Here is a 22,553-nt window from a genome sequence, read left to right as displayed (position 1 = left end):
GTTGGTTAGATATTCAAATAGCGGAGAAAGTATTCACGATTAGGAGATTTGTTCATGTTAAAAAAGTATATCATCGTATTTTTGATTTCAATGGTTCCTCTGGTGGAGCTTAGAGGAGCTGTTCCTTACGCAATAGCTATGGGACTTCCCGTGCTTCCAAGTTACATTATCGCAATTATCGGTAATATGGTTCCGATGCCTTTTATTTTCTTTTTTGCAAGAAAAGTGCTTGAATGGGGCAAAGATAAGCCGGTGATCGGTGGATTCTTTACATTCTGCCTTGAAAAGGGACATAAAGGAGGAGAAAAGTTAAAAGAAAAAGCAGGAAAGGGTTTATATTGGGCGCTTTTCTTATTTGTAGGAATTCCGCTTCCCGGAACAGGTGCATGGACAGGTACACTTGCTGCTTCAATCCTCGATATGGATTTCAAAAAGAGCGTTAAGGCTGTTGTTTGCGGAGTAGTACTTGCAGGTATTATAATGGGACTCGGAACAAAGGTAGTAATGCTTATAGGAAGTTTGTTTTAATAGAAAATGACTATTTGTTTGATGACATTTAGTTTTACCAAAAAGGAATAAACATGGAAGCTTATACAGATTTTGCAAGCGTATATGATACATTCATGGATGAAACCCCATACGACGTATGGGGTAATTTTATTGCAGAATTAATTGAAAAATATGGTATTAGCAAGCCTGCAGTGACAGAGCAGGACGAAATTGAAGAAAATAGCGAAGAAGCACTTACTCAGGAAAAAAATCTTGTGGTGGAACTTGGCTGCGGCACAGGCAGCTTTACAATTGAAATGGCCAAAAAAGGCTATGACATAATGGGAATTGACTTGTCTCCGGATATGCTTGATATTGCCAGAAACAAGGCGGCAAAAGAAGGGCTTAATCTCATGTTCCTTGAACAGGATATGAGAGAGCTTGACCTTTATTGTACTGCCGGAACGATAGTTAGTGTCTGTGACAGCATAAATTATCTGCTTGAAAATGATGACGTTATAGAAACCTTCAGACTTGTCAACAATTTCCTGTTTCCAAAAGGATTATTCATATTTGATTTTAATACCCTTCACAAATATAGAGATGTGATAGGTGATGTGACTATTGCAGAAAACCGGGAAGATTGCAGTTTTATCTGGGATAATTATTATCATGATAAAGAACATATAAATGAGTATGATCTGACAATCTATGCCTGTTGTGACAAGAAAAAGGAACTGTTTAGAAGGTCAGTAGAAACACATTATCAAAGAGGCTACACTCTTGAAGAGATGATTTCTTTCATAGAACAGGCAGGCCTTGAATACATAACTGCCATAGATGCGGATACTCATGCTGAGCCGACGCCTGACAGCGAGAGGATTTACATTATCGCAAAAGAAGCGGGAAAAAATATGTAAAATTCATATCAGAAGTATGGAACTATTGAATGTAACACTGGTTTACATATCCATGTAAATATATTAAAATAACGTGTATGCTTTGAAAAAAAGTAACAATTTATAATAAAAAACGAAATAGGAGTATTGAATTATGGCATTACTTAAAAAATGGCGTGATATGGCTTATTCTGAAACTGCAGATAAGGGAAGTCTTCAGAAACTGTGGACAGAGTATTTTCAGAAAGAGCGTGATATTTATGCAACTCTTTTGAAGAACCCTGATGAAGTTGTAAAGGGAACTGTAAAAGAACTTGCTGAGAAATATGGCGTTGATATTATGACAATGGTTGGATTCCTTGATGGTATCAATGACTCTCTTAAGGAACAGAACCCTATCGATGATATGGAAGAAGACACAGAGGTTAACCTTGGTTTTGACAAGGAACTTCTTTACAAAAACATGGTAAATGCCGGTGCTGACTGGCTTTACAATCTTACTGAGTGGAAAGCTATCTTTGATGATGATAAGAGAAAAGCCCTTTACAAAGAGGAGAAGGCTTCACATACAATCAGAAAAGAGAACAAGGTATATCCTAATGATCCATGTCCATGTGGAAGTGGCAAAAAGTATAAGAAGTGCCACGGCAAAAATGCTTAATTTGCGATATTGATCCGATAGATAGGATTAATACAATATAAATTTTGAAAGAGGCTGCTCCCGGTAGGGGTAGCACGAAAGGATGAAAAATGAATAAAGAAGAGTATTTACAAGTTTACCGTCACTCACTTGCACACATTCTTGCCAAGGCAGTTATCGAGCTTTACGGTGAGGAAGTACAGTATGCTATCGGACCTCAGATTGAGGATGGATGCTACTATGATTTCGTACTTCCCAAGGCTGTAACACAGGATGACTTCAAGACAATCGAAGACAAGATGCGCGAGATTATCAAGAGAAGAGAGGATTGGACACGTAAAGAGGTCTCAAAGTCGGAGGCACTTGAAATGTTCAAGAATCAGAAGTTCAAGACTGAACTAATCAATGATCTTCCAGAGGATGAGGTAATTACTGTTTACTATACAGGTGATGATTATGTGGATCTTTGTCGCGGACCTCATGTAGAAAACTCTCAGGAACTCTTTAATGCATCTTATCAGATCAAGTCTGTATCAGGTGCATATTGGAGAGGAGATGAGCATAGAGATCAGCTTTCAAGAATCTATCTTTATGCTTTCCCTAGCAAGGATGAGCTTAAACAGCACATCAAGATGATCCAGGAAGCTATGGAGAGAGACCACAAGAAGATTGGTGCTGCGCTTGATCTTTTCATGTTTGATGAGACAGCTCCTGGTATGCCTTACTGGCTTCCAAGAGGATGGAAGATGTATCAGGCACTTCTTAAGTATTCAAGAGAAGTACAGGAAAGACATGGCTATACAGAAATTGCAGCTCCTCTTGTTAACAACAAGAAGCTCTGGCTTATCAGTGGTCACTGGGCTCATTACGTAAACAACATGTTCATGGTTCCCGGTGTTTCAGGATGGCTTAAGGCAGACGCTGAGATTCCCGGTGTACTTGAGAATATCAATGAGCCTGCAGAAGAGCCAAAGAACATCAAGATCCAGGCTGGTTCTGTTATCTATAATCGTGAGCAGGACGATACAATGGCAGCTAAGCCAATGAACTGTCCTAATGCCATGATGACATATAAGAGAACAAATCACTCATACAAAGAGCTTCCTATCCGTTACAGCGAGTATGATGTTCTTCACCGTAAAGAGAAGTCAGGACAGATGAATGGTCTTTTCCGTGTTCAGGAGTTCCGTCAGGACGATGACCATACATTTGTAATGGAATCTCAGATAAAAGAGGAAATTGCAGACGTTATCTCTATCGCAGATGAGATTTACAAGACATTCGGTGTAACATACAGAGCTGAGCTCTCAACAAGACCAGAAGACTTTATGGGTGATATTGAGGTTTGGAACAGAGCTGAGGCTGCTCTGAAGGAAATTCTTGATGAGAAATACGGCGAGGGCGGATATGAAGTAAATGAAGGCGATGGTGCTTTCTATGGCCCTAAGATTGACCTTCAGATCAAGGACGCGCTTGGAAGAGAATGGCAGTGCGGAACTGTACAGCTTGACTTCCAGCTTCCTCATAACTTTGGCCTTACATACCAGGCTCAGGATGGCACAATGCAGATGCCGGTAGTTATCCACAGAGCTATTTATGGATCACTTGAGAGATTCATTGGTATCATCATTGAGAACTTCAAGGGTGTATTCCCATTCTGGCTCAGCCCATATCAGGTTGGTATCGTTCCGATTAGAGTTGAGCATAACGAATACGCTGAGAAGGTAGAGAAAGCTCTTATGGCAGCAGGCGTTCGTGTTGAAGCTGATTACTCAGACAACAACATGAAAGAGAAAATCAAAAAGTTCAAGAATTACAAAGATCCATACATTCTTGTAATTGGAGACAAAGAAGCTGCTGAGGGTACAGTGTCTATCAATGTACGCGGTTCAAACAAGCAGGTTCAGAATGTTCCTTTAGAGACATTTGTTGAAATGTGCAAGAAACTCAACACAGAGCATTCACTTGAACTTATAGAATCACTTTAATTAACCATAGGCACAGCTATTTATTGGCTGTGCCTATATTTAAGAGGATGGAATGTCTGAAAAAAGAATTAAAGTCACAAAAGACTGTATTGGAATAGGGTTTATTGTTGCGGCTATATATTGTCTGGTCAGAGCATTTCTTCTGACCTTTTCTACTGATATTTGGTACGACGAGCTCTTTTCAATAGAATTTGCCAAAAGACCTTTTGAGGAACTTATAAGACTTACTTCAAAAGATGTGCACCCGCCGTTTTACTACATGATCGTAAGGGTGTTTTTGGTTCTTGGGAACAGCTTCGATCTGCCAATTGAAACAAGCTGCAAAATTGCTTCAATAGTGCCGTTTTTGCTGCTATTTATTTATGCAGTAACTATCATCAGAAAAAATCATGGGATGCTTGCTGGCGGACTTTTTTGCTTTGCGTCAGTTACAATGCCGGGACTTCCTGAATACACAACAGAAATCAGAATGTACAGCTGGGCACTTTTCTTTGTGACAGCTTCACTTATACATGCCTTCAATCTGATGAAAAACTATCTGAGCGAAGACAGAAAATGGGATTTACCAAACGGGATTGCGCTGTTTTTGTTTGGAACAGCAGCTTTTTATACCCATTACTATGCTGCACTTTCAGTGGCAATTATTTATTTCTATGTTTTACTTTGGATGATAATAAAGTACGTTGCTGTTATGGGCGGCAAAGGTGACATAAAACACCTTAATTTCAAGGCAATCGCAGCTGTTATCATCAGTGCTAACCTGACAGCTGTTTGTTATGTTCCATGGCTTTCGGTTCTCCTTGGACAGGCACATACTGTGAGCGGCAACTACTGGATACAGCCTGTGGGACTTAGGACCTTTGGAAGCTGTATCAAATATCTTTTTAGCGGATATTTCTCAAATAGCATCATTACTACTGTCATAGCGGTTATATTGTTCATACTTGTTGCCTTTATTGTGGTTAACAATGCGATCAGACTGGTAAAATGTGGATATCAGGATGAAAATGAAAAGGTAAAAGACCTTCAGAATCTTATGGCAGCCATGGTACTTCCTTTATTGGTTATTGTCGGAATTGTGGCATCAATGTTGATTCGCCCTGTGTTTGTTAACAGGTATATGATCCCGGCAATGGGGACTTTCTATTTTGCTATGAGCATTAGTATAGGGAGTGTATTTAATGGGAAAGGTACCAAAAAAATCACACAGATAGTATATTGTACATTGGGGATACTTATTGCTGGAGTCGGATGTGTGGATTTTAAAGGCTTTATTGGTAATGAAGAGTACCGACAGGTCAACATGGAAAAGACATTGGAGCTCTTTTCCGAAATAGATTCAGATACAATCATTATCAGTAACTTTGATCATGTGCAGGGGCTTTTGGGATATTATTTAAATGGTGATGAGCTGGAAGATGGGCACAAGATATATCTCTACTACGGACAGCCGGAGACGCTTGTGGATGAAATGATCACAGGACTTTATTCGATTGAGGATTCTGTGGATGTTGAGAATTATCTTTTGTCAGGAAAAAGAGTTCTTTTTCTCGGAAGTTTTAACAGCAGAGAAGTTATACTTGATGAGTGGAATAAAGAATATGGTATAACCTATGAGAATCTTGGCAGCTATCTCATGGAAAGATATTGGTTTGATGTATTTGAACTGAGTCTTTAATTGGAGGAAATATGAAAAGGATACGAGCCGTTTATCTGCTTTTGCTGGCTGTTTTCTTGGCTATTATAAGTAGTGTTGGAGTTTTAGATGGCATAACAGTTTTTGCCAAGGATGAATTAAAAGAAGCCAGACAGTGTACATTTGTAGTGCCATCTGAGTTTACGCTTCAGGCTGAGACGGGGATTTTTATCAATAAGAACGAGCCTATGGAGTCTTCATCAATAAGCTATGATATTTATGATAATGGTAAAAAGGTAACCCTTACTAATAGGGAAAAGAAAATGAATCCTGCGTCCATAGAAAAAGCTGCAATAGACAATACGTCTAATCTCACTAAAAGTGAGTATGAAAAGCTTTTATCAGATTCATACAATGATGCATTTGGAAGTGATGTTGACTTTAAGGTGGAAAGCTTTGAGAATATTACAGTGGATGGCTATCCGGGATACCATATTGAGTCAAGCTTTATGGTACCTGATCAACAGAAGGCGTACCAGACAGTGTACATGATACTGTCTAAATACAAGACTTTTACGATCACTTATCAAAGGGCTGAAGATGATAAGTGTCAGGAGCTTTTTGAGCAGAGCGCAGCTACAATTCATGTGAATTAAAGAGCTAAGTATTGTCAATTTGTGGCAATACTTAGCTTTTGCTTTGGAATAGCCGATATATTAATAGCTATTTGTGGTAGAATATATAAGGATTTTTATGTCTTTGGAGGAAAGTTATGCGAATTATTATTGTGGGCTGTGGAAATGTTGGTCAGACCCTTACTCAGCAGCTCAGCAAAGAAGGACATTATATTACCGTTGTAGAGGAAAAAAGTAGTGTTGTTCAGAATGTCGTAAACAGCTATGACGTTATGGGAATTGTGGGCAATGGTGCCAGCTACTCTATCATGAAGGATGCCGGAATTGAAAAGGCAGACCTTATGGTGGCTGTAACTGACTCGGATGAGCTTAATCTTTTGTGCTGTCTTATTGCTAAGAAGGCAGGTAATTGCCACACTATTGCACGAGTACGTAACCCTGTTTATAAGAAAGAAATAAATTTTATAAAAGAAGAACTTGGCTTATCAATGGTCATCAATCCTGAGGAGGCTGCTGCCAATGAAGCTGCAAGACTGTTAAAGCTCCCTTCAGCAACAAAGATTGAGACATTTGCGCGAGGCAGGGCAGAGCTTATCAAAATGGTTATCAGTGAGGATTCAAGGCTCCGCGATAAGGCACTTAAAGACATCCCTACAGATCTTAAAAAGCAGGTTATCATCTCAGTTGTTTCAAGAGGAAAGGATGTCTTTATCCCTGATGGAAACTTCATATTAAGAGCAGGAGATGAGATTACTATCATCGGCTCCAGCAGAAATACGCTTAATTTCTTTAAAAAGATGGGTCTTCCGACTGCTAAGGTTCATTCAACAATTATTGTCGGAGGCGGTGAGACCGGTTACTATCTTGCCGGTCAGCTCATATCCTATGGTATTAAGGTAACTATTTTTGATAAGGACACAGAGCGTTGCAAAGAGCTTTCAGAGCTACTTCCACAGGCACTTGTGATCAATGGAGATGGTACTGATAAAGATATGCTTTTGGAAGAAGGGATTACCAGAGTAGAGTCATTTGCTTCTCTTACCAATCTTGATGAAGAGAACATAATGCTCTCCATGTATGTTAAAAATATCAATCCCAAGGCAAAACTTATTACAAAGGTTCACAGAGTCAACTATGGTGAGATAATAGGGTCTCTTGATATTGGAAGTATCATTTATCCAAAGAACATCACTGCTGAACGAATAGTGCAATTTGTTCGTGGGATGTCAGCATCAAAGGATAGCAATATAGAGGCACTTTATAAGCTCAATGATGAGAGAGCTGAGGCCCTTGAATTTATAGTAAGAAGTGGAAGCCCTGTTATTGGCGTTCCTTTGGCTCAGCTTAATCTTAAGAAGGGCATTCTTATAGCCTGCATAAATCATTACGGAGAGATCATAACTCCTAGTGGAGAGAGTGTTATAAGAGACAGAGATTCGGTAATTGTAGTAACTACGCTTACCGGATTAAAAGACATTAACGACATACTGGAGAAGTAAAATGAACTATTCAATGATCAGATATATCCTGTTCAGACTTTTCAGAATCATGGGATTTCTTTTGATGTTGCCGTTTTTTGTGGCAATCATTCACAAGGAATATGACAGCGCGGAGTCTTTCTTTTTACTGATTGTTATCACGCTTGTTGTTGGTATCCTTGGTTCAGTAAAAAAACCAAAGAGCACCGTTATTTATGCAAAGGAAGGCTTTGCAATAACTGCTCTTGCCTGGATATTTATGAGTATGCTTGGAGCTGTGCCGTTTGTTATGACAGGCACAATTCCTAACTATATAGATGCTCTTTTTGAGACTATATCAGGCTTTACAACTACAGGAGGAAGTATTCTCACTTCAGTAGATGGAATTGAATATAGTGTTCAGTTCTGGCGTACATTTACTCACTGGATTGGTGGCATGGGAGTATTAGTGTTCCTGATAGCGGTTATTCCAATGGTTGATGGCTATAGCATGCATCTTATGAGAGCCGAGAGCCCCGGACCTGTAGTTGGTAAGATTGTTCCAAAGGTAAAAGATACAGCAAAGATCCTTTATCAGATATATATCGCTATTACTCTTTTGGAGATCATCTGCCTTATTATTACTGGAATGCCTATATACGATGCGGTTACTATTACTTTTTCCACTGTAGGAACCGGTGGATTTTCTGTTAATAATGCAGGTATCGGTGGATATTCAATCGCAAGCCAGGTGGTTATCACTGTATTCATGGCACTTTGCGGTGTTAACTTTACTGTATATTATTTTCTTATCAATAGAAAGCCTAAAGAAGCATTTGCAGTAGATGAAGTTAAGTACTATTTTGCAACTATGTTTATAGCTGCTTGCCTTATTTCCATAAACGTATATAAGGCGGGAATAATTACAGATGGAATGCTTTCGTTCCATCACTCACTGTTTGCTGTTACTTCAGTTATGACTACGACGGGATTTGGAACTTTGGACTTTGATAAATGGCCTATGTTTTCCAAAATGATTCTTTGCCTGTTATCTCTTGTTGGAGCCTGTGCGGGTTCTACAGGTGGTGGATTTAAGTTCTCAAGAGCGATAATTGTTATAAGAAATGCCAGAAATGAACTTAACTACCTTGTTCATCCTAAGTCCGTAAAAAGAGTTTATATGGATGGTCATACTGTAGAAGGAACCACTGTAAAATCGGTGTCAGCATATTTGGGACTTTATGTAGTTACTTTCATGGTATCCTGCGTACTGGTGGCTCTTGATAATTTTGACTTTCAGACCACGGTAACATCGGTAGCAGCAACTATCAACAATATCGGCCCCGGTCTTGGAATGGTTGGTCCTATGGGTAATTATTCAGAGTTCTCAGTTCTTTCTAAACTGGTCTTGATGTTTGACATGCTTGCCGGAAGGCTTGAGCTCTTGCCTATACTCATTTTCATGAACCCCAAAACCTGGGAAAAATGAAATAATTATTAAATTTTTATAAACAAGCTCTTGAAAAATGTGTCCAAAATGTGATAAACTCTAATTGTATTTGTGAATAGAAATGAAATTATAGGTGGGTTGAAATGACAAAAACAAGGAGAACAATGCTTATTGTTCTTGGCGCATTTCTCTTGGGTATATCAGTACTTGCCGGTGCAATAGTGCTATTTAGTACTGGAAGTGAAGCCAATATGGATATTAGCCGTAGTATTTATGAGAGCTCTCATGAGGCATCCACTAAGAGTGAACACATCAGGCTCTCACAGAGAGTGACAGTTAAGACTGACGAAGGAACACTTCCGTTTAGTGGAACAATTGCTAAATCGCATGATGCTTTTTATCCGGGAACATACAAGATAGTTTTTAGTAATAATGCTATTTTGACTAAAACAGCAACTGTTGAAGTTAAGTTTCAGGTAAAAGAGGGAGAGACTGTATATATTCTTACGGGCAATAAGGATGGCGGATATTCTCAGTATGCTGAGGTTGTTGCCAAGGAACAGAATTGTGTTGAGTTCCAAACCAATATTTTACAGAATTATACACTCTCTACTACAGATATATGTGGCGCTCAGGAGGCTATGGCTAGTCTCGTAGGCAACTGATCATATTTTGTAAATTGCATATCGGATTGCGTACAGTAATAGTAAATGTGCGGGGTAGAAGATATAGAAAAGATATTTGAGCTTTCCTAAATCTCTGCCCCGTTTTTTGTTGTAGAAAAAGAGGAGAATAAAACCGGGGAAAGCTTTGAATTCATTGGCAATTCCGCAGAGCAGAATATAGGAAGCAGGGATGCTTACAGATTCATAGAAGCGGAAGAAGTAAAATATAAGCATTACACCTATTCCAAATTCGCGATAGTCACAGTTAATAACATGTGCCGTATAGGCACCAATTGCTATAACAAGGGCGCTGGCAGGATAGAGTGCAATGCGAGATATCTTTTTACCTGACATAGATAATTCTTTTCTAAAAAAGTCTACGGCCCATATAACGAGAAGACCAATAAGGAGTGAAAACATAACGTTGGCACTGTACATAAAGTTTTTGTCAGCTTTATTGAATGCCAAATCATAGGGATATTCAGAAATAATAGCAAAAATAAACAGACTAAGAGCGTATCTTAGTCTGTTTTTAGTATGTATAAAACCTTCAACCAGAAGAAAAGCAAATATCGGAAAGGCACTGCGGCCTACAAATCGCATGGCCTTGTAAAACATGTTAAGCTTATCAAATTCCAAAAGATTCTTTTGAACGCCTACCTGATATACAGGAAGGATGATTGCTGCTCCGATGTGATCGATAAGCATACATATACATGCGATTATCTTAAGTGTATTGCCATTAAGTTTGCGGTATTTGTCTAAATTCAGGTTCATAATTTTTATTCAAAGATGATGTTTTCCCAGGTGTCTGAAGGAACAAGTGCAATGTAGGTTTTACCAGTGTTGATCTGAAGCTCTTCGCCATTTTCATCATAATACCTGGTTACTCCGGTCTCACTTGTTTTTACCCATGTAACGTCCTTGGCAATGCCGTTTGTGAGGTACCATGCATATTTGCCTGAATCGATGCAGTTATAGATAAGATAACCGTTGTCATCAAGCTGGACAAAATCGCAATTTTGAAGGATGACATTCTTAAATGCAAGAACTTCTCCATCCTCGGCATCTTCATGAATTTCGCCATATTCAGAGTACTCATAGAGGCCTGTTTCAGGATTGTAAGTAAGAGTTGATCCGTTGTGCCAGAATGGAAGAGAAACTTTATTTGCTGTGTAGAATCTTGAATATTTTTCATCAAGTTTTACATGCTCTCCATAAGGAACAAAATTAAAGTGTTCACCTTCGTTGGCATATTCGTTGTAAGTTGTTTCGTAACCGGCTGTTCCCTCATAATCAGAGAAGTTGCTCTCAAGGTCACCGCCAACAATGTACTCTGTGAACTCTTTTGACTTACCATTATTGATTCGTGAAAAAGTTCCGGAGAAATGAGCTGACCATGGCTGTGAGAAATACTGGTCATTGTAGTATGGTCCGCCATCATGGCAAAGAACTGCATTCCACTCAGCAGCAAGCATTATGTTTGTTGGACGGGTACTTCTGATACTTCCAAGTTGTTCGATGCTACCCCAGTCTTTTACAAGACACATAAGTCTGGTAATTCTGTCGTTTTTAGTACTGTTCATGAGCTCGTATACAACGTCTGCTTCAGAAGTTCCATAGTGTGGAAGAGCCTTTACTTCATTATCTACCATCGCTGCGATAGGGCGCTGATTTTTGATCTCTTCGCTGATGGGTTCACCTGTGAGCTCACTGAAATACATTCCCTCAGGGAGAACGTAAGGCTCATCAGAATCAGAAACTTCCTCTACAGTTGCAGTTTCAGTACTTGAATCATTTTTTTCTATTGCTTCATAAGAAGCATCACCTGAAGGAGTATCTTCCGTCTCGGTTGATGAGCATGCGACTACTGAAAATACAGTAACTGCGCACATTATTGAAGCGATAGCTTTTTTGGCATATCTATTGATATACATTTTCATACTCTCCTTAAAATAAAGTCAATCTATATTGTAACAAATTTAAGAAAATATTTCCAATAGTGTCAAAGAAACAACAAAGTGCCGTGTAAAACCGAAAGTATGTTATACTGATAAAAGCGAGGTATTGCGGATGAAACTTATGTTTATTGGTGCTGACCATGAGGTGACAGGAAGCTGTCATTATCTTGAGGCAGCAGGTAAAAAGATATTGGTTGATTACGGAATGGAACAGGGCAAGGACTATTTTGAGAATGTTCCGCTTCCGGTTAGTGCACCTGAAATTGATTATGTTTTCCTGACACATGCACATGTCGATCATTCGGGAAATCTTCCGCTTCTTTATGCCAAGGGCTTTAGAGGAAAGATTTTTTCTACAGTTGCAACAGCTTCTTTGTGTAATATAATGCTCAGAGACTGCGCCCACATCCAGATGCAGGAAGCTGAATGGAGAAATCGAAAGGCAAAGAGAACCAAGGATATAGCGGAGATGGAACCGGCATATACCATGGAGGATGCCGAAAAAACCATAAAGTGCTGTGTGCCTTGCAGATATGGAGAAGAAGTAGAAGTCTGCGAAGGTATTAAGATCAGGTTTACTGATATAGGACATCTGCTTGGATCGTCCAGTATTGAGGTGTGGCTTCAGGAAAAAAATGTATCTAAAAAAATTGTTTTTTCCGGCGATATTGGAAATAAGGACCAGCCACTTATAAGGGATCCACAAAAAACTGATGCGGCAGATTACGTGGTAATGGAATCTACTTATGGTGACAGACTTCATACAACTGACAGGCCTGACTATATTAAAGCCCTGACAGAAATTCTTGAAAGAACTTTTTCCAGGGGTGGCAATGTTGTCATACCTTCTTTTGCAGTGGGCAGAACTCAGGAAATGCTGTATTTTATCAGAAAGATAAAAAAGGAAGGACTTGTAAAGTCAAACCCGGATTTCCAGGTGTTTGTGGACAGTCCGCTTGCTGTTGAGGCCACTGAGATATTCAATGACAATCAGATGGATTGCTATGATGAAGAGGCTATGGAACTTGTCAAAAAGAGAATCAATCCTATCACATTCCCGGGACTAAATCTCGCAATCACAACCGAAGAATCAAGAGCAATAAACGAGGATCCGGAGCCAAAGGTCATCATTTCTGCTTCCGGTATGTGTGAGGCAGGACGAATAAGACACCATTTAAAGCACAATCTCTGGAGAGAGGAGTGCACGATATTGTTTGTGGGCTATCAGTCGGTAGGGACTACAGGACGTGCTATTGTGGATGGAGCTGATCAGGTAAAGCTTTTTGGAGAGACAATTGATGTAAAGGCAGATATCTGTAAACTTGAGGGCTTGTCAGGACACGCAGATAAAAATGGACTTATTGAGTGGATAAACGGCTTCACTGTGCAGAAACCTAAAAAAGTTTTTGTGGTTCATGGTGAGGACAGTGTATGCAGCTCTTTTGCCGGGTGCTTAAGAAGTGAATATGGATTTGATGCTATGGCTCCTTACAGCGGCACGGAAGTTGATCTTATTTCAGGAGTTGTTCTGAAGGAAGGAATGCCTATTCCTGTAAAGAGAAAAGAATCAACGCTTGTTTCGGATGTTTATGCAAGGCTTAAAGCTGCCGGTGCAAGACTTATGGGGATAATCGCAAAAAGCGAAGGGATAAGCAACAAAGATAAAGCTAAATTTGCAGATCAGATAAACTCACTTTGTGACAAATGGAGCAAGTAAGAGTTTATAGTAGGAGGAATTATGAGCAGAGCTGACGAGATCTTTATAAATATGTGTAAAGATATATTGGAAAATGGAACTTCAACAGAGGGAGAAAAAGTAAGACCACATTGGCCGGATGGAACACCGGCTTATACCATAAAGAAATTCGGCGTGGTCAATAGATATGACCTTTCTAAGGAATTCCCAATCATGACCCTTAGAAAGACAGCGCTTAAGAGTGCAACAGACGAGATTTTATGGATATACCAGAAAAAGAGTAACAACATAAATGACCTTAACAGCCACATTTGGGATGAGTGGGCTGATGAGACAGGTTCTATCGGAAAAGCATACGGCTATCAGATAGGACAAAAGAGTATTTATAAAGAGGGTGAGTTTGACCAGATGGACAGGGTTATCTATGACCTTAAGAACAACCCATTCAGCCGCAGAATCATGACTAATACTTATGTATTTTCTGATCTTCATGAAATGAACCTTTATCCTTGTGCTTACAGCGTGACTTATAATGTAACACAGAAGAAAGGTGAGGACAGACTTACACTTAATGCGATTCTCAACCAGAGATCACAGGATGTTTTGGCAGCCAATAACTGGAATGTGGTTCAGTATGCAGTTCTTGTGCACATGATTGCACAGGTTTGCGATATGAATGTGGGTGAGCTCGTGCATGTTATCGCAGATGCTCACATCTATGACCGCCACGTGCCGCTTATCAGGGAGCTTATTGAGAGAAAACCTCTGCCGGCTCCAAAATTCAAACTCAATCCTGATGTAAAAGACTTTTACGAGTTTACAAGGAATGATGTATCACTCGAAGGTTATGAAGTAGCCGGCGACCAGATAAAAGACATTCCGATAGCCATCTAATAACACCATTTGGAGGACATATGAAAGCAATAGTAGCAGTAGACAGCAATTGGGCAATTGGACACAAGGGTAAGCTCCTTGTCAGTATTCCTGCCGATCAGAAGAATTTCAGAAATCTTACAACAGGCAATACAATAGTTTATGGAAGAAAGACCCTTGAGACTTTTCCACAGCAGGTGGTTCTTCCAAACAGAAGGAACATAATCCTTTCAACAAGAGAGGATTATACAGTAAAAAATGCAGAGGTTGCTCACAGCAAAGAAGAACTGTTGGAACTTGTTAAAGATGTTGATACAGACAGCGTATTCATTATTGGCGGTTCAAGTGTCTATAACGAGTTTATCGATGAATGCGATACTGCAATAGTTACTTTTATCGACAAGGAATATCAGGCTGATTCTTACTTCCCTAATCTTGATAAGGATCCGAACTGGGAGCTTGTAGACGAGAGTGATGAGCAGGTTTATTTTGATATAACCTACACATATAGGACTTACAAGCGCAAATAAAAGCGGGGTTGTATTTTAATTATGGATAAAAAAAGAGCTTTGATTCTTATAAATAAGACATCAGGAACAGGAAGGGCTGCCAGCGAGACGCTGGAAATAGCAACAGCTCTTGCACAGAAGGGGTATGAACCTATAGTTTACCCTATTCTTCCGGGGAGCAACCTGACATCAGAGGAAATAATACCTCAGTATGAAGGAAAGGCCGACATGATTATGTGTAGTGGCGGTGATGGAACACTCAATCATGTTATGAACGCTATCATGCATATGAAGAAAAAACCACTTCTTTCCTATGTTCCATCGGGAAGTACCAATGATTTTGCCAAGGGACTTGGTATTCCTTCTTCTAGGGCAAAAGCAATAGAGGTGGTTTCCACAGGAGTGCCCTATACCTATGATGTTGGCAGAATGAACGATAAATTTTTTAATTATGTGGCTGCGTTTGGGGCTTTTTCAAAGGTGAGCTATGCCACAGACCAGGAGCTGAAGAATGTTTTGGGCTATGCTGCCTATGTTATCAGTGCAATAGCGGAACTTCCTCAGAATATAGGTTATAGTTGCCATATGAAGATTGAAGCGGATGATCTGTATGAAGAGGGGGATTTTATTTTCGGCGCAGTAAGTAATTCTGCTTCGGTTGCAGGAATGACTCTTTTTGCAGACAGCGATATAAAGCAGGATGATGGCTTTATGGAGCTTCTTTTGATAAAGGCTCCGAAGAATCTGGCTGAATTCAATGCGGTAATATCTGCGCTTGCTACAAAAGAGCCTGACAATCCATATATTATTTATAAGCAGGTAAAAAGTGCAAAGTTTGTTTCCGAGGGTGAAACAGAGTGGACGCTGGACGGAGAATTTGGTGGAGCATTCAAAGAAACAGAGATAGAAGTTGTTGAGAAGGCAATAACTATTCTTGTCGGAAAAAAATAGTATTGACGAAAACGTTTAAGTAAGTCAATATCATTAGTAAAAAACAATTATTTTTGAGGTTTGGGTATGAGCAAGACATGGGATATAGAAAAGTTTAAGCTTTCAGCAAGAAGCGCAGCTGCAGAGGGCATAGTTATGCTCGAGAATAAAGACGGCGCACTTCCTCTTGAAAAGAATGAGAAGATCGCTGTTTTTGGAAGAGCTCAGATGAATTATTACAAGAGCGGAACCGGATCAGGCGGAATGGTCAATGCCCGCTATGTTGTAGGAATTTACGAGGCACTTGAAGCTTCAGGCAAATTTAAGATCAATAAAGATGTCAGAAAAGCTTACGAGGATTTCGTAAAAGAAAATCCTTATGAGTCAGGATTTGGTTGGGCTTCAGAACCATGGTATCAGAAAGAAATGCCTATAGCAGATGAGCTTGTAAAAAAGGCAGCAACAGAGTCTGATAAAGCTATTTTCATCATAGGAAGAACAGCAGGTGAGGACCAGGATAATAAGGCTACAGAGGGAAGCTATCTTTTGACAAAAGAAGAAAGCAAGGCTCTTGCCAAGGTATGTAAGGCATTTAAGCATACAATAGTTCTTTTGAATGTTGGAAATATCATAGATATGAAGTGGGTGAAGGAGTGTAAGCCTTCAGCAGTATTATACGTTTGGCAGGGCGGTCAGGAAGGCGGAAACGCTGTACTTGATGTTCTTAGTGGAGATGTTAATCCTTCAGGTAAGCTTTCAGATACAATTGCCTTGGATATTAATGACTATGCTTCAACCAGGAACTTTGGCTCAGAGAAACAGAACTTCCAGGAAGAGGATATCTATGTTGGATACCGCTATTTTGAGACCTTTGATAAAGAGAAGGTTCTTTATCCATTCGGATATGGACTGTCTTATACAAGCTTTGATATAGCTTTGGGAGATTTTTCTTTTGACAAAAAAGAAGGAGTAACCCTTGAAGTATTAGTTTCAAACACAGGTGACAAAGCAGGTAAGGAAGTTGTTCAGGTGTATTTTGAAGCACCAAACGGCAAGCTTGGAAAGGCTAAAAGAGTCCTTTGCGGCTTTGCAAAGACAGATGTTTTAAAGCCTGGTCAGTGTCAGAAACTTGAATTTGATGTGCCTAAGTACTGGATGGCTTCTTATGATGACGGTGGTGTTACAGGTCACAAGTCTTCATATGTTCTTGAAGAGGGCAAATATACTGTTTATGCAGGCAGTGATGTAAGAAGCGCTGAGGCGGCAGGTGAGTTTTCTTTAGACAAGCTTGAAGTTGTATGCGAGTGCGAGGAAGCGTACGCTCCTGTTGATAAGTTTAAACGACTTAAGGCAGAAGTAGCCGGAAAAGATGTTAAAAAGACCTATGAAGATGTTCCTCTCAGAACTCTTGACCCTAACAAAAAGAGAAAGGACAGACTTCCAAAGGCTCTTAAATATACAGGTGACAAGGGCTATAAGCTTGTGGATGTTGCTAATAAGAAAGTGAGTCTTGATGAGTTCATAGCTCAGTTGTCAGACAGAGATCTTGTCACAATGATGCGTGGAGAGGGAATGTGCTCTCCAAAGGTAACTGCCGGTATTGCAGGTGCTTATGGCGGAGTTACAGATTCTCTTTCAAAATTTGGAATTCCTGTAGGCGGTTGTTCAGATGGACCTTCCGGAATCCGTATGGACTGCGGGACACATGCTTTTTCACTACCAAACGGAACATGTCTTGCCTGCACATTTAATGAAGATATAAACGAAGAGTTGTTTGGCTGGGAGGGACTTGAACTTAGAAAGTTCAGGATTGATGCCCTTTTAGGACCTGGAATGAATATTCACAGAAGCCCTCTTAATGGCAGAAACTTCGAGTATTTTTCAGAGGATCCATTCCTTACAGGTAAGCTTGTTTCTGCACAGCTTCGTGGTATGCACAAGTATGGAGTGACAGGCGTTATCAAGCACTTTGCAGGAAACACTCAGGAGACTAACAGACACAACGTGAATAATGTTGTATCTGAGAGAGCACTTCGCGAGATCTACTTAAAGGGCTTTGAGATTGCTGTAAGAGAAGGTGGAGCAAGAGCTGTAATGAGCACATATGGCCCTGTAAACGGTCTCTGGACAGCAAGCAGTTATGACCTTCTTACTACTATCCTAAGAGAAGAGTGGGGATTTGATGGCATTGTCATGACAGACTGGTGGGCAATGGGCAATGATGAAGCAAATGGCAAGGGAAGCTATGCTAACGTTGCAGCACAGGTACGTGCCCAGAACGACCTTAACATGGTTAATTCAAGCGCTGAAGATAACTCCAATAAGGATAATCTTGATGATGCTATAGAAAAGGGACTTGTAACAAGAGATGAGCTTGCAAGATGTGCAGGCAATATCTTAAGGTTCCTTCTTAAGACTCCTGCTTTTGAGCACCTTATCGGTAAAGAGTCTGCTCTTGATAAGGAACTGAAAGCTGCAATTGATGAGGATGATGCATCTCTTCAGGATATGATCAAGGTTAAGTTCGATAAAAAAGAACTTTCACTTGATACAAAGCTTATAAATACAGAAAAAGGTGAAACAACAGTATTTCTTTTGTCTACACCTACAAAATGTGAGATGGATGTTGAACTGGTACTTAGAGCAGATAATCAGCCTGATGTTGCTCAGCTTCCTTTTTCAATCTTCCAGGACAGACAGCTAATAAAGACCATCACTCTTACAGGAATGGACAAAGAGTGGAAGAAATTCCGCATAAAGCTTGCTCCATCTTTCCTTGGAAACTTCTACCTGAAGTTCTATTTTGCTCAGAGTGGTCTTGTGTTTGATTCTGTAAAAGTTATAAAAACTAAAGAAATGTAAAATATAGAGAGTATTCTAGCGTAAGTTTTTGCTTATGTTAGGATGCTCTCTTTTTGTATATGCGTACGTAGCCGCAATCTAAAATTTTTAGAGAGTTAAAGAAGTCACTTACGCATATACAAAGTGAGAGTGTTTTGTAATAAGCAAAATGACTACAAAATATTCTCACTTTTTTGAATATAAAACTAAAGTATCATAAAAAATAACCCCCCAGGGGGCTTAAAATGGACTTTTCTCTGGCATATAATCCTATAGACATTAAAAATTGGAGGACGGAGATGAAGAGTAAAAGTATTTCATTTGTACTGGGGATCATTTTAGCTTTCTCTATGATCGGATGTGGTCAGAGCGCAACTACTGAGTCAAAAGAGGTTCAAACTTCAGAAACTCAGAATGCACAGACACAGCAGAAAGGAAGTCAGGATCAGGCAGAAACTACAGCTGAACATGCAGTAGCAGCTGATGATGCAGAGAGCATAAATGTTTATATAGGTGGATCTATTTTTGATTCGAGCATGGATCCTGTTAAAGGCTTTATGAGCTATGGATATCCATTTGTAAATGAGGCACTTATCCAGGCTGATACCAATTCGGAATATGTTGCAGATCTTGCAACTGACTGGGAAGTAAGTGATGATGCACTTACTTATACATTTAATCTTCGTGAGGGAGTTACATTCAGCGATGGAACACCTTTCACAGCAGAGGATGTTGTTTTTACCTATGAAGAGGTTCAAAAGAACCAGGCTAATAATGAAAATGTCGATCTGACAAAGCTTAAGTCTGTAGAGGCAGATGGCGATTACAAGGTTGTATTTACACTTAATGAGTGCTATTCACCATTCCTTGATACAGTAGCAATGCTTCAGATAGTTCCAAGCGATTCTTATAACAGTGAGACATTTGATACAGCTCCTATAGGAACAGGTGCATATAAGGTTGCTCAGTACGATACAAATCAGCAGATCATTTTGCAGATCAATGACAGCTACTGGGGTGGCACACCTGATATTGAGCAGGTAAACATCATCTCAATGGATCAGGATACAGCTTACTCCAATGCAGTATCAGGTCAGCTTGATGTAGTAATGGTTGGTTCAACATATATCAATGAGACAATTGACAATATGACTCTTCACAAACTTGAGACAATGGACGTTCGTAATGTGAGTCTTCCTACTCTTACAGAGCAGGTTATGAAGGACAGCCAGGGCAATGAATATAATGTAGGTAATAACGTTACTAGTGATATTGCAGTTCGTAAGGCTCTTTCAATCGGTATCAATCGTCAGGAAATCATTGATAATGCATTTAACGGCGAAGGAAAGCCTGCTGTTAATTTCACAGATAATCTTCCTTGGGCTTCAACTGATGACTACGAAGACAATCAGGTTGATGAGGCTAAAAAGATCCTTGAAGATGCTGGATGGATTGATTCTGATGGCGATGGAATTCGCGAAAAAGGAGATCTTAAGTGTTCATTTGATCTTATAGCTCCGGGTAACGATGAAGATCGTTATAAGCTTGCAACAGCTCTTGCTGAGAATGCTAAAAACCTTGGAATTGAGATAAATGTCCGCAATGAGTCATGGGATGTTGCTGTAGTAGAAGAGAATACAACTCCTATTGTCTGGGGCTGGGGACAGTTCTCACCAACAGTTATCTATTCAACGTATGATTCAGAGATGTTCCTTGAGGCACAGTATGCCAACGTAACAGGATATACAAATGCAGATTGCGATGCAGCTATTGAAAAAGCCTTTGCAGCATCAAACCAGGCAGATGCAAATGCTGCATGGAAGGAAGCTCAGGCAATTGGAGACAGTGAATACCCATACCTGTATCTTGTAAATATCGAGCATTCATATTTTGTAAAAGATAATCTTGATATTTCAGAAGCAACACAGATTCCACATCCACATGGTCATGGAAGCCCAATCATCTGTAACCTTAAGGACTGGGTATTAAACTAAAAGATTATTGAACAAAGATAATTCATTCGGATACCACCCCGTGAATGAGGTGGTATCTTTTTTGAGGTAAGTAGCTATGAGAACCAGAAATATTTTATACGAACTGATTCGTATGCTTCTTTTGCTGATACTTGTGAGCTTTTTGGCATTTGTACTGATTGCGAAATCGCCAATTGACCCGCTGGTATCTTATATTGGAACCAATTCAACATTGTCACCTGAAGCTAAACAGGAGATAGTGGAGCACTGGGGATTAAATGAGCCTGTCTTTACGCGTTTTTTTAAGTGGCTTGTAAATATACTTCATGGAGACATGGGGACATCAATAACATATAAAAAAGCAGTTAGCAGTGTTATTATTGAACGCTTCTCATATTCAATAGTGCTTATGCTTTTAGCGTGGCTTCTGTCAGGAATACTTGGATTTGTAATTGGAGTTATCTGCGGAATAAAGCAGGGCGGAATATATGACAGAATTACAAAGCTCTTTTGCCTGATGGTCAAATCAGCACCTACATTCTGGCTGGGACTTATGTTCCTCGTTGTATTTGCAGTCAGCCTCGGCTGGTTCCCAATCGGAATGGCTGTTCCTATGGGAAAACTTAAGAGTGAAGTTACTGTCTGGGACAGGCTTTATCATCTGGTACTTCCGGTGATCACTCTTACTGTGGCCAATATAAGTGAGGTGGTTCTTTATACAAGACAAAGAGTCGTTGAGATAATCGGAAGTGACTATATCCTGTATGCAAGAGCACGCGGTGAGAACCAGAGACAGATCATCAGACGTCATGTTCTTAGAAACGTCATGCTTCCTGCTATAACTTTGCAGTTTGCTTCATTTAGTGAGCTTTTTGGCGGAATGGCACTTGCTGAAAATGTATTTGCTTATCCAGGAATCGGAACAGCAACTACAGCTGCGGCTTTAAGTGGTGATGCACCTCTTCTTATGGGTATTGCTCTTATTAGTGCGCTCTTTGTTTTTACAGGCAATCTTATTGCCAATATTTTGTATGGAATTTGTGATCCCAGGATCAGGGAAAAGGAGGAGTCATGAGAAATACATCTTTGTGGAACAGACGAACACGACTTACTCTCCTTATTGTTTTAGCAGCTACTTATCTTTTGGTAGTGTTTTTCTGGGGACTTTTTATTGATCCAAGTGAGTATGGTGTTCATTATGAAAATAAACTCCTTGCTCCCAGTGCTCAGCATCTTTTTGGTACGGATGCAATGGGAAGAGATATGTTCAAACGTTGTATCAAGGGACTTTCAAACAGCCTTGTGATAGGTCTTTTGGCTTCTCTTGTTAGCTCTGTAGTTGCACTTATTATGGGAATTGCATCTGCGGTATTTGGCGGCTTTGTAGACCGCTTTGTAAATTTGTGCGTTGATCTTTGCATGGGACTTCCGCATATTGTTCTGTTGATACTCATATCCTGCATGGTAGGAAGAGGAACAGTTGGCGTTACTGTGGCTGTTGCGCTTACACACTGGCCTTCACTTACCCGAATCGTGAGGCAGGAGGTTCTGCAGCTTAGAAATACACAGTACGTACTGGCTAGCAGAAAAATGGGAAAAAGCTATTTGACTATTGCCCTTACACATATGGTTCCTCACGTGCTTCCGGCTTATCTTATAGGACTTATCCTTTTGTTCCCACATGCCATCATGCATGAAGCATCAATTACGTTCCTGGGATTTGGTCTGCCAAAAGAAATGCCGGCTATCGGAGTTATCCTGGCAGAATCTATGAATCATATAACCACCGGAAAATGGTGGATGGCTCTTTTCCCTGGGCTTATGCTCCTACTGGCTGTTGTTTTATTTGATCTTATCGGTGAGACGCTTAAAAAGCTCTGGAATCCAAACAGTGGTAACGAGTAAGGAGGG

At 39.9% G+C, this 22,553-nt stretch carries 19 protein-coding genes; 17 read left to right on the top strand and 2 right to left on the bottom strand.

What is annotated here, in order from left to right; all coding sequences use genetic code 11:
* Nucleotides 1-54 precede the first annotated feature (54 nt).
* From BM146_RS14875 to BM146_RS14835, 9 genes are all read left to right on the top strand, one after another.
* The gene (locus BM146_RS14875) at nt 55-528 is read left to right on the top strand and encodes a COG2426 family protein (protein ID WP_074890726.1); all 474 of its coding nucleotides are present in this window, start codon (nt 55-57) and stop codon (nt 526-528) included.
* 53 nt (nt 529-581) lie between these two features.
* The gene (locus BM146_RS14870; protein ID WP_074890723.1) at nt 582-1,409 is read left to right on the top strand and encodes a class I SAM-dependent DNA methyltransferase; all 828 of its coding nucleotides are present in this window, start codon (nt 582-584) and stop codon (nt 1,407-1,409) included.
* A 133-nt stretch (nt 1,410-1,542) separates the two neighbouring features.
* On the top strand, nt 1,543-2,049 hold the full coding sequence (locus BM146_RS14865) for an SEC-C metal-binding domain-containing protein (RefSeq protein ID WP_074890720.1): 507 nt from the start codon (nt 1,543-1,545) through the stop codon (nt 2,047-2,049).
* A gap of 89 nt (nt 2,050-2,138) precedes the next feature.
* Nucleotides 2,139-4,016, top strand: a complete 1,878-nt coding sequence (locus tag BM146_RS14860; RefSeq protein ID WP_074890718.1) for a threonine--tRNA ligase — start codon at nt 2,139-2,141, stop codon at nt 4,014-4,016.
* Nucleotides 4,017-4,068: 52 nt separating this feature from the next.
* The gene (locus tag BM146_RS14855) at nt 4,069-5,694 is read left to right on the top strand and encodes a glycosyltransferase family 39 protein (RefSeq protein ID WP_074890715.1); all 1,626 of its coding nucleotides are present in this window, start codon (nt 4,069-4,071) and stop codon (nt 5,692-5,694) included.
* An 11-nt stretch (nt 5,695-5,705) separates the two neighbouring features.
* Nucleotides 5,706-6,308: a hypothetical protein gene (locus BM146_RS14850; protein ID WP_074890713.1), complete on the top strand. Its 603-nt coding sequence runs from the start codon at nt 5,706-5,708 to the stop codon at nt 6,306-6,308.
* A 116-nt stretch (nt 6,309-6,424) separates the two neighbouring features.
* Nucleotides 6,425-7,786 (top strand): Trk system potassium transporter TrkA, encoded by a 1,362-nt coding sequence (trkA, locus tag BM146_RS14845; protein ID WP_074890711.1) that lies wholly within the window; start codon nt 6,425-6,427, stop codon nt 7,784-7,786.
* Nucleotide 7,787: 1 nt separating this feature from the next.
* Nucleotides 7,788-9,233 carry a TrkH family potassium uptake protein gene (locus BM146_RS14840; RefSeq protein ID WP_074890708.1) on the top strand — a complete coding sequence of 482 codons (1,446 nt, stop codon included), beginning with the start codon at nt 7,788-7,790 and terminating at the stop codon, nt 9,231-9,233.
* A gap of 104 nt (nt 9,234-9,337) precedes the next feature.
* The gene (locus tag BM146_RS14835) at nt 9,338-9,859 is read left to right on the top strand and encodes a hypothetical protein (protein ID WP_074890706.1); all 522 of its coding nucleotides are present in this window, start codon (nt 9,338-9,340) and stop codon (nt 9,857-9,859) included.
* Here BM146_RS14835 and BM146_RS14830 read toward each other — a convergent pair whose 3' ends face one another.
* A complete protein-coding gene (locus tag BM146_RS14830; protein ID WP_074890704.1) occupies nt 9,860-10,636 on the bottom strand; it encodes a TraX family protein in 777 nt (258 codons plus the stop codon).
* 5 nt (nt 10,637-10,641) lie between these two features.
* Nucleotides 10,642-11,796 (bottom strand): DUF3048 domain-containing protein, encoded by a 1,155-nt coding sequence (locus tag BM146_RS14825; RefSeq protein ID WP_083413580.1) that lies wholly within the window; start codon nt 11,794-11,796, stop codon nt 10,642-10,644.
* Between the two features lie 136 nt (nt 11,797-11,932).
* On the opposite strand from BM146_RS14825, the gene BM146_RS14820 reads away from it, so the two are divergent.
* The 8 genes from BM146_RS14820 (at nt 11,933) to BM146_RS14785 (ending at nt 22,547) form a co-directional block, all read left to right on the top strand.
* A complete protein-coding gene (locus tag BM146_RS14820; protein WP_074890702.1) occupies nt 11,933-13,537 on the top strand; it encodes an MBL fold metallo-hydrolase RNA specificity domain-containing protein in 1,605 nt (534 codons plus the stop codon).
* 21 nt (nt 13,538-13,558) lie between these two features.
* A complete protein-coding gene (gene thyA, locus BM146_RS14815) occupies nt 13,559-14,410 on the top strand; it encodes a thymidylate synthase (RefSeq protein WP_074890699.1) in 852 nt (283 codons plus the stop codon).
* Between the two features lie 20 nt (nt 14,411-14,430).
* Entirely contained in the window at nt 14,431-14,919 is a 489-nt protein-coding gene (locus tag BM146_RS14810) for a dihydrofolate reductase (RefSeq protein WP_022774608.1), read from the top strand.
* A 21-nt stretch (nt 14,920-14,940) separates the two neighbouring features.
* Complete coding sequence (locus BM146_RS14805) at nt 14,941-15,849, top strand: diacylglycerol/lipid kinase family protein (protein ID WP_074890696.1); 909 nt, start codon at nt 14,941-14,943, stop codon at nt 15,847-15,849.
* Nucleotides 15,850-15,915: 66 nt separating this feature from the next.
* Nucleotides 15,916-18,690: a glycoside hydrolase family 3 protein gene (locus tag BM146_RS14800; protein WP_074890694.1), complete on the top strand. Its 2,775-nt coding sequence runs from the start codon at nt 15,916-15,918 to the stop codon at nt 18,688-18,690.
* Between the two features lie 278 nt (nt 18,691-18,968).
* On the top strand, nt 18,969-20,663 hold the full coding sequence (locus BM146_RS14795) for an ABC transporter substrate-binding protein (RefSeq protein ID WP_242949415.1): 1,695 nt from the start codon (nt 18,969-18,971) through the stop codon (nt 20,661-20,663).
* 76 nt (nt 20,664-20,739) lie between these two features.
* Nucleotides 20,740-21,717 (top strand): ABC transporter permease, encoded by a 978-nt coding sequence (locus tag BM146_RS14790; RefSeq protein WP_074890691.1) that lies wholly within the window; start codon nt 20,740-20,742, stop codon nt 21,715-21,717.
* Nucleotides 21,714-22,547 (top strand): ABC transporter permease, encoded by an 834-nt coding sequence (locus tag BM146_RS14785; protein ID WP_074890689.1) that lies wholly within the window; start codon nt 21,714-21,716, stop codon nt 22,545-22,547. Before BM146_RS14790 ends, BM146_RS14785 begins: the two co-directional genes overlap by 4 nt.
* Nucleotides 22,548-22,553 lie beyond the last annotated feature (6 nt).

It is taken from the genome of Butyrivibrio proteoclasticus (genome assembly GCF_900115735.1).
Classification (GTDB): domain Bacteria; phylum Bacillota; class Clostridia; order Lachnospirales; family Lachnospiraceae; genus Butyrivibrio; species Butyrivibrio proteoclasticus_B.
The sequence above is the reverse complement of the archived record's forward strand: the minus strand, read 5'-3'. Positions and strand labels throughout refer to the sequence as shown.

Coding starts and splice junctions, on each gene's coding strand:
- BM146_RS14795 (WP_242949415.1), top strand. CDS start 18,969: ATGAAGAGTAAAAGTATTTCATTTGTACTGGGGATCATTTTAGCTTTC.
- BM146_RS14865 (WP_074890720.1), top strand. CDS start 1,543: ATGGCATTACTTAAAAAATGGCGTGATATGGCTTATTCTGAAACTGCA.
- BM146_RS14790 (WP_074890691.1), top strand. CDS start 20,740: ATGAGAACCAGAAATATTTTATACGAACTGATTCGTATGCTTCTTTTG.
- BM146_RS14860 (WP_074890718.1), top strand. CDS start 2,139: ATGAATAAAGAAGAGTATTTACAAGTTTACCGTCACTCACTTGCACAC.
- BM146_RS14855 (WP_074890715.1), top strand. CDS start 4,069: ATGTCTGAAAAAAGAATTAAAGTCACAAAAGACTGTATTGGAATAGGG.
- BM146_RS14820 (WP_074890702.1), top strand. CDS start 11,933: ATGAAACTTATGTTTATTGGTGCTGACCATGAGGTGACAGGAAGCTGT.
- BM146_RS14840 (WP_074890708.1), top strand. CDS start 7,788: ATGAACTATTCAATGATCAGATATATCCTGTTCAGACTTTTCAGAATC.
- thyA (WP_074890699.1), top strand. CDS start 13,559: ATGAGCAGAGCTGACGAGATCTTTATAAATATGTGTAAAGATATATTG.
- BM146_RS14785 (WP_074890689.1), top strand. CDS start 21,714: ATGAGAAATACATCTTTGTGGAACAGACGAACACGACTTACTCTCCTT.
- BM146_RS14835 (WP_074890706.1), top strand. CDS start 9,338: ATGACAAAAACAAGGAGAACAATGCTTATTGTTCTTGGCGCATTTCTC.
- BM146_RS14825 (WP_083413580.1), bottom strand. CDS start 11,796: ATGTATATCAATAGATATGCCAAAAAAGCTATCGCTTCAATAATGTGC.
- trkA (WP_074890711.1), top strand. CDS start 6,425: ATGCGAATTATTATTGTGGGCTGTGGAAATGTTGGTCAGACCCTTACT.
- BM146_RS14830 (WP_074890704.1), bottom strand. CDS start 10,636: ATGAACCTGAATTTAGACAAATACCGCAAACTTAATGGCAATACACTT.
- BM146_RS14870 (WP_074890723.1), top strand. CDS start 582: ATGGAAGCTTATACAGATTTTGCAAGCGTATATGATACATTCATGGAT.
- BM146_RS14850 (WP_074890713.1), top strand. CDS start 5,706: ATGAAAAGGATACGAGCCGTTTATCTGCTTTTGCTGGCTGTTTTCTTG.
- BM146_RS14805 (WP_074890696.1), top strand. CDS start 14,941: ATGGATAAAAAAAGAGCTTTGATTCTTATAAATAAGACATCAGGAACA.
- BM146_RS14800 (WP_074890694.1), top strand. CDS start 15,916: ATGAGCAAGACATGGGATATAGAAAAGTTTAAGCTTTCAGCAAGAAGC.
- BM146_RS14875 (WP_074890726.1), top strand. CDS start 55: ATGTTAAAAAAGTATATCATCGTATTTTTGATTTCAATGGTTCCTCTG.
- BM146_RS14810 (WP_022774608.1), top strand. CDS start 14,431: ATGAAAGCAATAGTAGCAGTAGACAGCAATTGGGCAATTGGACACAAG.